At 67.7% G+C, this 14,200-nt stretch carries 14 protein-coding genes; 12 read left to right on the forward strand and 2 right to left on the reverse strand.

Features of this window, described 5'->3' with window-relative positions:
• From AC5QAH_RS17190 to AC5QAH_RS17225, 8 genes are all read left to right on the forward strand, one after another.
• Window positions 1-471 carry a phage holin family protein gene (locus AC5QAH_RS17190; RefSeq protein ID WP_010486934.1) on the forward strand — a complete coding sequence of 157 codons (471 nt, stop codon included), beginning with the start codon at window positions 1-3 and terminating at the stop codon, window positions 469-471.
• Window positions 468-935 (forward strand): protein sip-5, encoded by a 468-nt coding sequence (locus AC5QAH_RS17195; protein WP_164193155.1) that lies wholly within the window; start codon window positions 468-470, stop codon window positions 933-935. Before AC5QAH_RS17190 ends, AC5QAH_RS17195 begins: the two co-directional genes overlap by 4 nt.
• A gap of 67 nt (window positions 936-1,002) precedes the next feature.
• Entirely contained in the window at window positions 1,003-2,112 is a 1,110-nt protein-coding gene (locus tag AC5QAH_RS17200) for an AI-2E family transporter (protein ID WP_019337635.1), read from the forward strand.
• A gap of 93 nt (window positions 2,113-2,205) precedes the next feature.
• Window positions 2,206-2,673 carry a hypothetical protein gene (locus AC5QAH_RS17205; RefSeq protein WP_164193157.1) on the forward strand — a complete coding sequence of 156 codons (468 nt, stop codon included), beginning with the start codon at window positions 2,206-2,208 and terminating at the stop codon, window positions 2,671-2,673.
• Between the two features lie 73 nt (window positions 2,674-2,746).
• Window positions 2,747-3,466 carry an HAD family hydrolase gene (locus AC5QAH_RS17210; protein WP_241874422.1) on the forward strand — a complete coding sequence of 240 codons (720 nt, stop codon included), beginning with the start codon at window positions 2,747-2,749 and terminating at the stop codon, window positions 3,464-3,466.
• Between the two features lie 3 nt (window positions 3,467-3,469).
• On the forward strand, window positions 3,470-4,837 hold the full coding sequence (locus AC5QAH_RS17215) for a leucyl aminopeptidase family protein (RefSeq protein WP_071306303.1): 1,368 nt from the start codon (window positions 3,470-3,472) through the stop codon (window positions 4,835-4,837).
• 135 nt (window positions 4,838-4,972) lie between these two features.
• Complete coding sequence (locus tag AC5QAH_RS17220) at window positions 4,973-6,076, forward strand: catalase family peroxidase (RefSeq protein ID WP_043401776.1); 1,104 nt, start codon at window positions 4,973-4,975, stop codon at window positions 6,074-6,076.
• Entirely contained in the window at window positions 6,073-6,609 is a 537-nt protein-coding gene (locus tag AC5QAH_RS17225) for a cytochrome b (RefSeq protein WP_043401779.1), read from the forward strand. The genes AC5QAH_RS17220 and AC5QAH_RS17225 overlap by 4 nt, the downstream gene beginning before the upstream one ends.
• Before the next feature lie 577 nt (window positions 6,610-7,186).
• Here AC5QAH_RS17225 and AC5QAH_RS17230 read toward each other — a convergent pair.
• Window positions 7,187-7,789 (reverse strand): response regulator transcription factor, encoded by a 603-nt coding sequence (locus tag AC5QAH_RS17230; RefSeq protein ID WP_014645643.1) that lies wholly within the window; start codon window positions 7,787-7,789, stop codon window positions 7,187-7,189.
• Window positions 7,786-9,009, reverse strand: coding sequence for a sensor histidine kinase (locus AC5QAH_RS17235; protein WP_049454358.1), 1,224 nt, complete (start codon window positions 9,007-9,009; stop codon window positions 7,786-7,788). Before AC5QAH_RS17235 ends, AC5QAH_RS17230 begins: the two co-directional genes overlap by 4 nt.
• 327 nt (window positions 9,010-9,336) lie before the next feature.
• Here AC5QAH_RS17235 and AC5QAH_RS17240 point away from each other — a divergent pair, with 327 nt between their 5' ends.
• The 4 genes from AC5QAH_RS17240 to AC5QAH_RS17255 all read left to right on the forward strand — a co-directional run bounded on the left by AC5QAH_RS17240 (window position 9,337) and on the right by AC5QAH_RS17255 (window position 13,890).
• Window positions 9,337-10,590: an efflux RND transporter periplasmic adaptor subunit gene (locus AC5QAH_RS17240; RefSeq protein WP_019661816.1), complete on the forward strand. Its 1,254-nt coding sequence runs from the start codon at window positions 9,337-9,339 to the stop codon at window positions 10,588-10,590.
• 102 nt (window positions 10,591-10,692) lie between these two features.
• Entirely contained in the window at window positions 10,693-11,382 is a 690-nt protein-coding gene (locus AC5QAH_RS17245; RefSeq protein WP_019661817.1) for an ABC transporter ATP-binding protein, read from the forward strand.
• Window positions 11,383-11,396: 14 nt separating this feature from the next.
• The gene (locus AC5QAH_RS17250; protein ID WP_021203846.1) at window positions 11,397-12,554 is read left to right on the forward strand and encodes an ABC transporter permease; all 1,158 of its coding nucleotides are present in this window, start codon (window positions 11,397-11,399) and stop codon (window positions 12,552-12,554) included.
• A 13-nt stretch (window positions 12,555-12,567) separates the two neighbouring features.
• Window positions 12,568-13,890, forward strand: coding sequence for an ABC transporter permease (locus AC5QAH_RS17255; RefSeq protein WP_049454355.1), 1,323 nt, complete (start codon window positions 12,568-12,570; stop codon window positions 13,888-13,890).
• The last annotated feature ends 310 nt before the right edge of the window (window positions 13,891-14,200 follow it).

The raw sequence follows: 14,200 nt of genomic DNA on the forward strand, positions 1-14,200 counted from the left end.
GTGAGCGAAGACAACGCGCAAGCCCCTGATCCAGCGGCCACCCCGCCGCTGGATGAGAGCATCCGCCAGGTCGGTGCGGCCGGTCGTGCCGCTGCCGATTCGGCCAAGCACACGCTGCGCTCGCTGCGCCGGTTGGCCTCGGCCGACTTCGCGATGGCACGCAGTGCGTTCGGTCGTGCACTGGCCTGGGCCGGCGTGGCGATCGTGTTCGGTGCCTCGGCCTGGCTGCTGATGGCCGCCACCCTCATCGCCCTGCTGCAGAGCTGGGGCCTGAGCTGGCTGCAGGCCCTGCTGATCACCTCGCTGCTGAGCCTGGCCGTCACCGGTTATGCGATCTGGCGGGTGTCCTACTTCTTCCACCACACCGGCATGCACGCTACCCGGCGCCAGCTGTCACGCCTGGGCCTGTTCGACGAACCCAGCGAAGACGATCCCGATGCCGAGGTGCAGCTGCCCGAGGGCAAGCCATGAAGTTCGGCGCGCTGCAACGGCGGGTGAAACGCTGCGAACAGGTGGTGACCGTGCGTCTGGGCGAGACCCAGGACCACTGGTCCACGCTCAGCGACGTCTGGCGAAAAGGCTGGTCGCCGCTGCGCATCGTGGTGGTCGGCCTGGCCGGTGGCTTCATCGCCGGCAAGCTGGAAGTGCCGGGCAAGGTCAACGGTGCCCGCTGGCTGCAGATGGTGGGCTCGGTCTCGAACCTGTTCGCCAGTGCACAGGCGGCGTTCGCCACGGCGATGGCGGCGCAGGCCGCAGCCACCGCCGACGACGCGGCCGAAGAAGCCGACGAGGCCAGCGAACAGGCACAGGCGGCGGCCTCCGCTGCCGAAGCACGGCCGGCACCGGCACCACGCTCCGTGCCGGAGCCAAGACCGGAACCGGACCTGCGCGGACCGCGTCCGGCCGAAGCGGCCACCGAGCTGTCCGAACGTTGAACCATGGAATCCGCCGCGCCGATCGCGGCCGGCGGATAATGCGCTCCCCTTCCCGGTTGGTGCGTCGATGAGCGAGTCCCTCCTGTCCCCGTCACCGGCCGGCCCCGAACAGCCCGACGTTCCGCTGCCGCCCGCATCGCGCCCGCGCGGACCGATGTCGCTGGTGGTGCTGGCCACCCTGGCGGTGGGCTACACCCTGTGGGCGGCACAGGACATCATCCTGCCGGTGCTGCTGGCGATGTTCTTCGCGCTGGTCGGCAATCCGATCCTGCGCCTGCTGCAGAAGCTTTGGATTCCACGCGCACTCGGCGCACTGCTGATCCTCGGCGCCGGCCTGGGCGTGACCGGTTCGCTGGCGGTGCAGCTGATCGGCCCGGCCATGGAATGGGCGCAGGAAGCACCGCAGCAGCTGCGCAAGGTCGCCCGCCAGGTGCAGGACCTGACCAAACCGGTGCAGCAGGCCAACCAGGCGGCGGAAAACTTCGCCCGCGTGGCCGGTGGTGACAGCAACCACAAGGTGCAGGTGATCCGCACCCAGATGGACGACCCCTATCGCATGCTGACCCGCGCGCCGCGGCTGGCCGCCTCGGTGCTGGCGGTGGTGCTGCTCACGCTGTTCTTCATGATCTATGGACAGAGCCTGCAGCGCGCGGCCATCGCCCTGTTCCCGAACCGCCAGCAGCAGCGATTCACCAGTGACATCCTGCGCTCGATCGAGCGCGAGGTTTCGCGCTATGTGCTGACCATCAGCGTGATCAATACGCTGGTCGGATTGGTGTTCGCTGGCGTGCTGATGCTGCTCGGCATCGGCCTGCAGGAGGCGCTGCTGTGGGGCACGGTAGCGGCATTGCTGAATTTCGCCCCGTATGTCGGCCCCCTGATCGGCGTAGCACTGATGCTGCTGATGGGCTTCGTTGAATTCCGCGACCCGCTGCAGGCGCTGCTGCCAGCCGCCGCCTACCTGGCCCTGCATACCTTGGAAGGGCAGATGGTGACCCCGATCGTGCTGGGCCGGCGCATGAAGCTATCACCGCTGGTGCTGATCCTGGCATTGATGGTATTCGGCTGGGCCTGGGGCATGATCGGCCTGCTGCTGGCGGTGCCGCTGCTGGTCTGCATCAAGCTGGTGCTGGCACGGCTGGACGGCATGCAGGGCTGGGCACGCCTGCTGGAATAACGGCATCAGTAAATGATGGACGCAGATGGCGGAACCCGAAACTGGGACGAAGTGGCAGACTATGGCCCCCTTTTTTCGGATGGATCCGTTCGGATGATCGCTTTCGCTATGCGTTGCCTCGCCCTGGCCAGCCTTGCCGCTCCCGCGCTCGCCGCTGCACCCCCGACTGCCGACCAGGCACGCACCCAGCTTGCCGACGCGGTGACCTGCAAGCGGCACCTCACGCCCAAGCAGTTCGACGCCATGGCCCGGCTGCTGGCACCGGCCCCGGCGCGGGCGCAGAACGGCGAATCCAGCGGCGAGTTCCGGTTGACCACGCCGCTGATGGTGCTGGGCCAGCCGGTGAACCGTCTGCAGTCGTATGACGGCGACAGCGGCGAGGACGGCATCGACAGTTTCACCGCGTACTTCAGCTCGGCCAGCGTCGAACAGATCGCGGCACTGGCGAAGATGTCCGACCCGGTGGCGGGCACCTATACGAAGGAAGTGGGCCGGCACAACCTGGACGTGCAGCAGTTCGACGGCCAGACCACCATCGCCTGCTCGTACAACCTGCGCTGACCTGGCCCTGCCCCAGCGCCCCCCGCCCGCCGCGCCGCATGAAAGCCCGCGCGGGCAGGGGTAGAATGGCGGGGTGAATTTCCCCGTCCAAGCCATCACCCTCGACCTTGACGACACGCTGTGGCCGTTCGCTCCGATCGGCGCCCGCATCGACCTGGTCCTGCACGAGTGGATGCGTGAACACAGCCCCGCCACGGCCGAGATGTATCCGGTGGCGGCAATGCGCGAACTGCGCGAGCGCCTGTACCACGCCCATCCGCACCTTCATCACGACCTGAGCGCACTGCGCCGGCTGACCCTGCACGAAGCGCTGCACACCAGTGGCGCCAGCCTGGATCTGCTGGAGCCGGCGTATGAAGCGTTCTTCGCCGCGCGCAATCAGGTCGAGTGCTACCCCGATGCGATCGACGCGCTGGCGCGGATTGCCGCGCGGGTACCGGTCGCAGCGCTGAGCAACGGCAATGCCGATCTGGAGCGGATCGGCCTGGCCCATCATTTCGCCTTCCAGCTGGGCGCGCGCGAACACGGCGCGGCCAAGCCGGAGGCGAGCATCTTCCACGCCGCCTGCACCCGACTGGGTGTTGCGCCGGCACAGGTACTGCACGTCGGCGACCACGCCGAAATGGATGTGGCCGGGGCGATCGCCGCCGGCCTGCGCGGCTGCTGGATCAACCGCGACGCAGCCACCTGGACCCATCCGCAGCTGCAGCCGGACCTGCAGTTCGACACCCTCACCGGCCTGGCCGACTGGTTGGATGCCAACCTCGACGCTGCCGCACCCCGGAGTACCTGACGCATGAGCGAGATCACTGGTTTCACTGCCGACACCGCCGCAGCACTGCCGCTATATGTGCTGGACCGCGAGCAGTTCGCGGCCTGGAAGGACGGCCAGCCGGCTGCCACCCAGGCATGGCTGGCGTCGCAGGGCTTCACCGCCGGTGCCTTCACGACGGCGTTGCTGCCCGGCACCGATGGTCTGGCCGGAGCGGTGATCGGTGTCGGTGATCGTGCCGATGCCTACAGCTATTCGCATGCCCCGCATGCCCTGCCGGAAGGCAGCGTGTGGCAGCTGGCCAGCGAACTGCCGGCCGCCGAACTGGCGCTGCTGCAGCTGGGCTGGGGCCTGGGCAGCTACCGCTTCGACCGCTATCGCAAGCGCCACCGTGCGCCGGCGCGCCTGGTGGCCGAGCCGACCGGCGAAGTGGCTGACCTGATCGCCGCCAGCCTGCGCGTGCGTGACTGGGTCAACACGCCGACCGAAGACATGGGCCCGCAGCAGCTGGAAGACGCCGCGCGCGCGCTGGCCGATGCGCATGGCGCGCAGGTCGAGGCGATCACCGGCGATGACCTGCTGAAGCAGAACTTCCCGGCGATCCACGCCGTGGGCCGCGCATCGCATCGCGCGCCGCGCCTGGTGGTGCTGCGCTGGGGCAAGGACACCGATCCGGCACTGGTGCTGGTCGGCAAGGGCGTGTGCTTCGATACCGGCGGCCTGGACATCAAGCCGGCCGACGGCATGCGCAACATGAAGAAGGACATGGGCGGCGCCGCGCACGCACTGGCCCTGGCCGGCCTGGTGATGGCACGCGGGCTGCCGGTACGCCTGACCCTGCTGGTGCCGGCGGTGGAAAACGCGATCGGTCCGGACGCCTTCCGCCCGGGCGAAGTGATCGCCACCCGCAAGGGCCTGAGCGTGGAGATCGACAACACCGACGCCGAAGGCCGCGTGATCCTCTGCGATGCACTGACCTTCGCCAGCGAACAGAAACCCGACCTGGTGCTGGACTTTGCCACCCTCACCGGCGCCGCGCGCATCGCGCTGGGCCCGGATCTGCCGGCGCTCTTCAGCAATGACGACAACGTGGCGCAGCAGTGGCTGCAGGCCGGTGATGCGACCCGCGACCCGGTCTGGCGCATGCCGCTGTGGCGCCCCTACCTGCGTTACCTGACCAGCGGCATCGCCGATCTGGCCAACGCCGGCTCGCGCATGGCCGGCTCGGTCACCGCCGCGCTGTACCTGGAGCGTTTCCTGGAAGACGGCCAGCGCTGGGCACATCTGGATGTGTATGCCTGGAACGACGGTGAGCGCCCGGGCCGCCCGGCCGGTGGCGAAGCGCTGGCGCTGCGCTCGGCGTGGGCAATGCTGAAGGCGCGTTACAGCTGATCGGGTGGGTGCCGACCTTGGTCGGCACGCCGTCCCCGGCAAACTTGACGAAAATTTGAATACCGGGCCTGGAAAGGTTCTGCGAGGATGTGTGGGTCGACCACCCACACGCTCCGTGAAGGCAGGACTCCGACCATGTCGCTCTTCCGCTACACCCGCGCTGGCCAGACGCTGGGCGCACCACGCAAGCATTCCCCCCTGCCCTGGATCGCACTGATCGCACTCATTCTGGGTGCGGTCGCGCTGGCCTTCGCTTGGCTGGCCGGCTGGATCGGCAACCGCCTGACCGCGCAGCGCTTCACCGACACCATCGAGGCCACCGGCCCGGCCCATCCAGGCTTCCGACGCGCGCACAGCAAGGGCATCTGCGTGAGCGGCTGGTTCGAACCGAGCGCGCAGGCCCCTACCCTGTCCAGCGCCCGCGTGTTCTCGCAGCGCCGCGTACCGGTGATGGGCCGCCTGTCGATCGGCGGCGGCGACCCCTACGGCGCCGACAACACCGCACGCGTGCGCAGCCTGGCGGTGCAGATGGTCAGCGATGACGGCCAGGAATGGCGGATGGCGATGAACAGCTTCCCGTTCTTCGCCGTGCCCGATGCCGAGGCGTTCTACGCGCAGACACGCGCCTCCATTCCGGACCCCGCCACCGGCAAGCCCGACCCGCAGAAGATGGCTGCAGTGCTGGCGAAGTACCCCAGTGCACAGGCGTTCCAGCAGTGGGCCAAGACGGCACCGTGGACCAGCAGCTGGGCCGACACCACCTTCAACAGCGTCAACAGCTTCTGGTTCACCAACGCGCAGGGCCAGAAGCGTGCCGTGCGCTGGCGCTGGCAGCCACAGGCGCCGGTGGTGGAGATGGATGCGGAAACGCGCAAGCAGGCCAGTGTCGATTTCCTCAGCCAGGAACTGCAGCAGCGCCTGGCCAGCGGCCCGGTACGCTGGAACCTGGTCGTGACCACCGCCGAGCCCGGTGATGCCATTGATGATCCGTCGGTGCCGTGGCCCGAGTCGCGTGATCAGGTGGTGGCCGGCGTACTCAGCCTGGACCGCATGCAGTCGCAGGAACAAGGTGCGTGCGGCCAGATCAACTTCGATCCGCTGATCCTGCCCAGTGGCGTGCGCGGCAGTGATGATCCGATCCTGGCCGCCCGCTCGGCGGTGTATTCGCAGTCCTTCAACCGTCGCGAACGCGAGCGCGCCAGCGGCAATGTCGAGCAACCGAAGGAGGCCGCACGATGAACACCGGCAACGGCCACTTCAACCTGCTGGCGCGGGTGCTGCACTGGTCCATGGCGCTGATGATCATCGCCATGCTGTTCGTCGGCGTGACCATGGTCGCCTCGTTGCATCTGCGGCCGATGCTGATCGATCTGCACCGCCCACTGGGCATCGCCATCGGCGTACTGGTGCTGCTGCGCCTGTACAACCGCCTGCGCCACCGCCCGCCGCCGCTGCCTTCCGACCTGCCCGCCTGGCAGGTGCTGGCAGCAAAGGCCTCGCACTGGATGTTGTACGCGCTGATGCTGGCGATGCCGCTGATCGGCTGGGCGATGCTGTCGGCCGGCGGCTACCCGATCGTGCTGTGGGGTGGCCTGCACCTGCCGCCGATCGTGCCGCACACTCCGGCGCTGTATGCCGCGTTGCGCAATGCGCACAGCCTGCTGGCGTATGTGTTGTTCGCCACGGTGCTGATGCACGTGGGTGCGGCGCTGTTCCACCTGTGGGTGCGGCGCGATGGCGTGTTCCAGGCGATGGCGCGCGGGAAGGATTGATCGGGTTCGCCGGGCGTTCCCGGCGGATCGTTTCCGCGACTGCGGTGGGGTGTCACTTTTCTTTTCGCGCGAAAAGAAAAGTAACCAAAAGAAACGCGCCGCCAGAGCGCGAGCCGGTGCTGCGCACCGGTGCCCTGTGCTTCTCGGTGAATCAGGGGACGGCGCCGAACTCGCTACGCTCAAACACCGGCGCCTCTTCGCCCCTGATTCCCCTGCGATGCTCGGCTCGCTCAAGGCGGACCCAACATCAAGAGCGACAGCTGCACCCAGTAGATCCACGCCATGCGTGGATGCTGTTGCCGTTGATCTTGACCTTCCAGTCCGCCTTGAGCGAGCCGAGCACCGCAGGTCCGGCGAGGGCGAAGAGGCGCGGGTGTCTGAGCGCAGCGAGTTCCCGCGCCGTCCCTCGACGGACCGAGGAGCGCAGGGCACCGGCGTGCGAAGCACGCCGGCTCGCGGCCGGCGGAGCGTTTCTTTGGTTACTTTCTTTGCGCGCAAAGAAAGTGACACCCCTCCGCAGGCGCGGGAATGATCCGCCGGGCATCGCCCGACGCTACCAGTGTGTCGGCGCACGCCGCTACAACCACCCCTTCTGCCGCGCCAGCCGGTACGCCTCGATCCGGTTGGCCACGCCCAGCTTGCCGATGCACTCGGACAGGTAATTGCGCACCGTACCGTGCGACAACCCCAGCTGCTCGGCGATCTCGCTGGCCGTGCGGCCCTCGCCCGCCAGCCGCAGCACGCGGCGCTCGCGGTCGGTCAGCGGATCGGCCTGCGACCACGCATCCAGCGCCAGCTGCGGGTCGATCGCACGGATGCCCTGTTTCACCTTGCGCAGTGCATCGGCCAGGTTCTCGGCCGGTGCGTCCTTCAGCAGGTAGCCCAGCACGCCCGCCTCCAGCGCGCGGCGCAGGAAACCGGCGCGGGCGAAGGTGGTCACGATCACCACCTTGATCGGCAGCTCATGGCGGGCGATGCGCTGCGCCAGCTCGAGCCCGGACAGGCCCGGCATCTCGATGTCGGTGACCAGGATGTCAGGCTGCAGCTGCTGCAGCATGCGCCACGCGGTTTCGCCGTCGGCGGCGCTGCCCAGCACCTCGATATCCGGTTCCAGGCCCAGCAGCGCCGACAGTGCGCCGCGCACCATCGCCTGGTCCTCGGCCAGCAGGATGCGGATCATGCGGCACCGTCCTGCACCAGCGACGACGGCGTGCCTGGCGGCAACGGTGTGGTCGCGGCGGCCAGTGGCACGCGCACGGTCAGCAGCGTGCCCTCGCCCTTTGCGGACTGAACCTGAAGGTTGCCCCCCAGGGCGGCCACGCGTTCGCGCATGCCGCTCAGCCCGTTGCCCTCGGCCTGCACGCCGCCACGACCATCATCGCGGATCTGCATCGCCAGCATGCGTCCTTCCAGCATGAATTCCACCCGTGCCTGTGTCGCCTGTGCATGGCGCACGATGTTGGTCGCGGCCTCGCGCAGCACCAGCGCCAGACCGCGTTCGACATCCACCGGCATCGCCGGTGGTGGTGCGTATTGAAGGTGGACCTGCTGGCACTCCAGCAGCAGCCGCGCCGACGCCAGCTCACCGGCCAGGTCACTGGCGCGGATACCGGTGACCGCGCTGCGCACCTGCGCCAGCGCTTCGCGGGCAATGTCCTCGGCTTCGCCGATTTCCTGCCGCGCCCGCGCGTCGCCACGATCGTGCAGCTTGCGGGCCAGTTCCAGCTTCAACGTGATCAACGACAGGGTGTGGCCGAGCAGGTCGTGCAGGTCGCGGCCGATGCGTTCGCGCTCGGCGGTGGCTGCGAGCCGCCGCACCTCGTCCTGCGACAGCTGCAGTGCCGCATCCTTCTGCTGGTTGAGTGCCTCCACGTTCACGACCAGCCCGACGATATAGGACACGGCGGGGATCCAGACCAGGCTCTGCCACGGGTACTGGAACAGCAGTGCGAGGCCGCAGAACAGGAGGTTCAGGCCAGTGAGCTGCAGCAGGTACTGCCACCAGCCGCCGCGTCCGCTCACCCGCAGCAGCACGCAGCCGAACACGAAGTAGGTCAACCCGGACGGGTACCACGGCAGCAGCACCAGCGACATCCCGATCAGGCCCAGGGCATAGCGCGGCGCGTGATGGCGTGGCGCCACCATCACCTTGGCGTACAGCAGCAGGAACACCGGATAGCTGGCCAATGTAAGCAGCAGCCAGCGCAAGGTGAAGCCATGGCCGAGCAAGGGCGTCAGGAAGATCCACACCGACCACAGCAGGTGGATCGCCTCGCTCCAGGGTGATTTTCCCCGGCGCAGCGTCTCGGCCACCGCCGAGTCCGGCGCGGGGCGCAGCAGGGAGGCAAGCCAGGTGGACGGCACAGGCGGTTCCAGGCGGGGATGATCGCCGCCGATCATGCCAGTTCGGCTGGCTGCGCGCAGGCGCCACCGCCGGCAAGGTGGCACCGGCGCAACCCGCCGCAGATCACGGTACGCTTGGCGGTACCGCTGCAGCGGGCCAGCGATGGGGTGGTCGGATCCATGAGCGGTACCGGCAGCGGGGACGTTGCCATCCTGTGCCGCCGCGGTCACATTTCGCAGTTGCCGCCGTCAGTGTCATCGGGTGACAGCTGTCACTGCCGTCATCGCTGTGCCTGCCTTCATGCTGTGCCGCACGCTCCACCGCCGGAACCGCCGCCGTCTGCCCTTCCGGCCACACCCGCCCGAACGCCTGTGATGGAACGAATGAACGCTTCTGCCGAGCTGTTGAAGGAACTCCGTATCGACCGCAAGTCGCCGCCGCCCGCCTCCGGTGGTGGCAGCAACGGCGGTGGTCGCCGTTGGTTGTGGATCGCGACCATCGTGGTCGTGCTGCTGATCGCCGCTGCCGTGGCGTTCCTGTTCGGCCGTGCGCCGGCCGTGGAGGTGGAAACCGCGCCGGCCGTGGCCATCCAGCAGGGTAGCGCCAGCAGTTCGGTGCTCGACGCCAGTGGCTACGTGGTCGCCCGGCGCATGGCCACGGTCTCGGCCAAGATCACCGGCAAGGTGCGCGAGGTGATGATCGAAGAAGGCATGCGGGTCGAGGCCGGCCAGGTGATGGCCACGCTGGACCCGATCGATGCCGATGCGCAGCGCAGCCTATATGCCTCGCAGCTGCAGGCCGCACGCAGCCAGGTGGCCGGGCTGGAGGCGCAGCAGAAGCAGGCCGCCGCCGAAGCCAGCCGCCTGCAGGCACTGGTCGGCCAGCAGCTGGTGTCACGTTCGCAGTACGACCAGGCCGTGGCCCAGCGCGACAGCCTGCGTGCCCAGCTGGAAACGGCTCAGCGCAACGTCAAGGTCGCCCACGACCAGTTGGCGATTGCCGACCTGGGTGTGGACAACAACATCGTGCGCGCGCCCTTCTCCGGCGTGGTCACCGCCAAGGCCGCGCAGCCCGGTGAGATCGTCTCGCCGCTGTCGGCCGGTGGTGGCTTCACCCGTACCGGCATCGGCACCATCGTGGACATGGACTCGCTGGAGATCGAAGTCGAGGTCGGCGAGGCCTTCATCGGCCGCGTGCAGCCGAAAATGCCGGTGGAAGCCACGCTCAACGCCTACCCCGAATGGAAGATTCCCGGCGAGGTGATCGCCATCATCCCCACCGCCGACCGCGGCAAGGCCACGGTGAAGGTGCGCGTGGCGCTGAAGGTGAAGGACCCGCGCATCGTGCCGGAAATGGGCGTGCGGGTCAGCTTCCTGGAACAGGCACAGCCGCAGGCCACAACCAAACCGCAGGGCGTGCGCGTACCGGCTGGCGCCGTGGTCCAGCGCGAGGGCGCCCCGGTGGCCTTCGTACTGGGTGACGAGAACCGCGTGCAGCAGCGCACGGTCGAGGCCGGACAGGCGATGGGCAAGGACCGCCAGATCCTCAAGGGCGTGAGCGCAGGTGAATCGGTGGTGGTGAACCCGCCGGACACCCTGCGCGATGGCGCCAAGGTGCAACAGAAACAAGCGCAGTAACGGCCTGGCGCCCATGGGCGCCGCCGGCAGCACCGCTCGACGCACGCCTGCGGTCACCGCAGGTGCGCTTCCCCGTTTCCCGCCTTCCGTGGAGAACCCCCCATGTCGACCCTGGTTTCACTGCGCAACATCACCAAGACCTACCAGCGTGGCCCCGAGAAAGTGCAGGTGCTGCACGGCATCGACCTGGACATCGCCCGCGGCGATTTCGTCGCACTGATGGGCCCGTCCGGCTCGGGCAAGACCACCCTGCTCAACCTGATCGGTGGGCTGGACAACCCCAGTGGCGGCGAAATCAGCATCGAGGGCGAGCGCATCGACCAGATGAGTGGTGGCCAGCTGTCGACCTGGCGCAGCCACCACGTTGGCTTCGTGTTCCAGTTCTACAACCTGATGCCGATGCTGACGGCGCAGAAGAACGTGGAACTGCCGCTGCTGCTGACCCACCTCAATGCCGCGCAGCGCCGCCGCAATGCCGAGATCGCGCTGACCCTGGTCGGCCTGGCCGACCGCCGCAGCCATCGCCCCAATGAGCTGTCCGGCGGCCAGCAGCAGCGCGTGGCGATCGCGCGGGCGATCGTCTCCGACCCGACCTTCCTGATCTGCGACGAACCCACCGGCGACCTCGACCGCCAGTCCGCCGAGGAGATCCTGGGCCTGCTGCAACAGCTCAACCGCGAACACGGCAAGACCATCATCATGGTCACCCATGACCCGAAGGCCGCCGAGTACGCCACGCACACGGTGCACCTGGACAAGGGCGAGCTGGCCGACGCGCCGCTGGCCCACTGACGGAGGCCACGGCGATGAAATACTTCTCGTTGGTGTGGGCGCAGCTGTTCCGCAGCCGTACCCGCACCCTGCTGACCCTGCTCTCGGTGGTGGCCGCGTTCCTGCTGTTCGGCATGCTCGATTCGGTGCGGGTGGCGTTCTCGTCGGGTGGCAGCGTGGAAGGTGCCAACCGGCTGATCGTGGCCTCGCGGCTGTCGATCACCCAGTCGCTGCCGATCCGCCTGGAAACCCAGGTCCGCCAGGTGGCCGGCGTGCGCGACGTGGCCTACGGCATGTGGTTCGGCGGCATCTACCAGGACCCGAAGAACTTCTTCCCGAACTTCTCGGTGTCCCCCAACTACTTCGATGTCTACCGCGAGCTGCAGATCGACCCGGCACAGCTGGAGGACTGGAAGCAGACCCGTACCGGCGCCATCGTCGGCGAAACCCTGGCCAAGCAGTTCGGCTGGAAGATCGGCGACACCATCCCGCTGCAGGCCACGATCTTCCCGCGTGGCGGCAGCAACGACTGGCCGCTGGTGCTCAAGGGCATCTACCGTTCCAAGGACCGTGCGCTGGCCGCCAACGAAGAACGCCAGCTGATGATGAACTGGAAGTACTTCGATGAATCCAACGACTACATCAAGAACCAGGTGAGCTGGTACACGGTGACGCTGGACAACCCGGACCACTCTTCGCGGGTGGCGCAGGCGATCGACGCGATCTCGGCCAACTCCGACCACGAGACCAAGACCCAGACCGAATCGGCGTTCCAGCAGGCCTTCGTCAAGCAGTTCGCGGATATCGGCATGATCGTCACCTCGATCATGGGTGCGGTGTTCTTCACCCTGCTGCTGTTGACCGGCAACACCATGGCGCAGGCGGTGCGTGAGCGCGTGCCGGAGCTGGCCACGCTGAAGACACTCGGCTTCAAGGACGGCACCGTGCTGACCCTGGTGATGGTGGAGTCGGTGCTGCTGATCGGCCTCGGCGGGCTAATCGGCATGGGCCTGGCCGCGCTGATCCTGCCGGCGATCGGGCCGAAAAGCATGGGCATGCTGCCGCCGCACGTGCCGACGCCGACCTGGCTGATGGGGCTGGGCCTGATCGTGGTGATCGGCATCATCGTCGGCCTGTTGCCGGCGCTGCGTGCCAAGCGCCTGAAGATCGTCGACGCACTGGCCGGCCGCTGAGGAGAACACCGACATGTTCAAGAGCAAACTCAAGAAGTGGCTGGGCAACGGCGTGACGATGCTGCTGCTGGTGATCGGCCTGGTGCTGTGGATCAGCCTGCCGTGGATCGGCGTGCTGGCCGTGGCCGTGCTGGTGGCCCTGTGGCTTCTGCTGACCCGTGGCGGCCGGCTGGCACTGGCCGCCACCCGCATCGGCGTGGCCAGCCTGCCGCAGCGCTGGGGGGCGTCCTCGGTGATCGTGGTCGGCATCGCCGGCGTGGTCGGCGTGCTGGTGGCGATGCTGGCGATGGGCGAAGGCTTCCAGGCCACGCTCAACAACACCGGCGATGACACCACCGCCATCGTGCTGCGCGGTGGCTCGCAGGCCGAGACCAACTCGGTCATCACCCGCGAGCAGGTTCCCACGCTGTCCACCCTGCCCGGCATCACCCGCGATGCCGAAGGTCGGCCGCTGCTGTCACCAGAGCTGTCGCAGGTGGTCAACCTGGTGTCAAAGTCCGATGGCACCGACGTCAACGCGCAGTTCCGCGGCGTCGGCCCGCAGGCGTGGGCGGTGCACGACAAGGTCAAGATCGTCGAAGGCCGCACGTTCGCCACTGGCCTGCGCGAGATCGTGGTCGGCCAGGGCGCCAAGGGCCAGTTCCGCGATCTGGATGTGGGCAGGACGCTGACCCTGGGCAACCAGACCTGGACCGTGGTGGGCGTCTTCGCCACCGGCGATGCACATGATTCGGAACTGTGGACCGACGCCGATACGCTGGCCACCACCTACCAGCGCAGTGCGTGGCAGTCGATCAGCGTGCGCACCGATGGCAAGGCCGGCTTCGAGCAGTTCAAGGCCGCCGTCGCCGCTGATCCACGCCTGAAGCTGGACGTGGAAACCACCCGTGTCTACTACAGCAAGCAGGGCGGTGGGCTGACCAAGCTGATCGACATCCTCGGCAAGGTAATCGGCACGATCATGGCGGTCGGTGCGGTGTTCGGCGCGCTCAACACCATGTATGCGGCCGTGGCCACGCGTGCGCGCGAGATCGCCACCATGCGCGCGATCGGCTTCCGGGGCCTGCCGGTGGTGACCGCGGTGATGCTGGAGACGATGCTGCTGGCGCTGCTGGGTGGCCTGCTCGGCTGTGCGGTGGCATGGCTGCTGTTCAATGGCTACAGCGTGTCCACCATCGGCAGCAACTTCAGCGCGGTGGTGTTCAAGTTCCATGTGTCGCCGGAACTGCTGTGGACGGGTTTGAAATGGGCGCTGGGCATCGGCCTGGTCGGCGGCCTGTTCCCGGCGCTGCGCGCGGCCCGGTTGCCGATCACCACGGCGCTGCGCGAAACCTGAGCATTTCTCAGCGATAGATTGCGCATCCTGCAGAGGGACGGAGCCAAGGCTCCGTCCCTTTTTGTTTGCCCATCATCCACGCATGGCGCGGATGGGTGCCTGCGCACACGCGCTGCTACAGATCGGCGGAAATCCGCCGCTATCGATGCCTCTGCCCATCGCGCATGCAACGTGCGTGACGCTGCGCACGTCGCATCTGTGGATTGTTGGTTGCGATTCATCTTCGCGCACATTCAGCGGCAGGGCGACAAACAGTTACGAATGGAAACACTCTAGAATCCCGGCCCCCACGTTGGTTTGCAGCACCCCA

The organism is Stenotrophomonas sp. YJH_SMC_43, assembly GCF_059372535.1.

What these genes read in the sequence shown, in the direction of transcription:
- AC5QAH_RS17195 (WP_164193155.1), top strand. Translation starts at nt 468, where the DNA reads ATGAAGTTCGGCGCGCTGCAACGGCGGGTGAAACGCTGCGAACAGGTG.
- AC5QAH_RS17200 (WP_019337635.1), top strand. Translation starts at nt 1,003, where the DNA reads ATGAGCGAGTCCCTCCTGTCCCCGTCACCGGCCGGCCCCGAACAGCCC.
- AC5QAH_RS17205 (WP_164193157.1), top strand. Translation starts at nt 2,206, where the DNA reads ATGATCGCTTTCGCTATGCGTTGCCTCGCCCTGGCCAGCCTTGCCGCT.
- AC5QAH_RS17215 (WP_071306303.1), top strand. Translation starts at nt 3,470, where the DNA reads ATGAGCGAGATCACTGGTTTCACTGCCGACACCGCCGCAGCACTGCCG.
- AC5QAH_RS17220 (WP_043401776.1), top strand. Translation starts at nt 4,973, where the DNA reads ATGTCGCTCTTCCGCTACACCCGCGCTGGCCAGACGCTGGGCGCACCA.
- AC5QAH_RS17225 (WP_043401779.1), top strand. Translation starts at nt 6,073, where the DNA reads ATGAACACCGGCAACGGCCACTTCAACCTGCTGGCGCGGGTGCTGCAC.
- AC5QAH_RS17230 (WP_014645643.1), bottom strand. Translation starts at nt 7,789, where the DNA reads ATGATCCGCATCCTGCTGGCCGAGGACCAGGCGATGGTGCGCGGCGCA.
- AC5QAH_RS17235 (WP_049454358.1), bottom strand. Translation starts at nt 9,009, where the DNA reads ATGATCGGCGGCGATCATCCCCGCCTGGAACCGCCTGTGCCGTCCACC.
- AC5QAH_RS17240 (WP_019661816.1), top strand. Translation starts at nt 9,337, where the DNA reads ATGAACGCTTCTGCCGAGCTGTTGAAGGAACTCCGTATCGACCGCAAG.
- AC5QAH_RS17245 (WP_019661817.1), top strand. Translation starts at nt 10,693, where the DNA reads ATGTCGACCCTGGTTTCACTGCGCAACATCACCAAGACCTACCAGCGT.
- AC5QAH_RS17250 (WP_021203846.1), top strand. Translation starts at nt 11,397, where the DNA reads ATGAAATACTTCTCGTTGGTGTGGGCGCAGCTGTTCCGCAGCCGTACC.
- AC5QAH_RS17255 (WP_049454355.1), top strand. Translation starts at nt 12,568, where the DNA reads ATGTTCAAGAGCAAACTCAAGAAGTGGCTGGGCAACGGCGTGACGATG.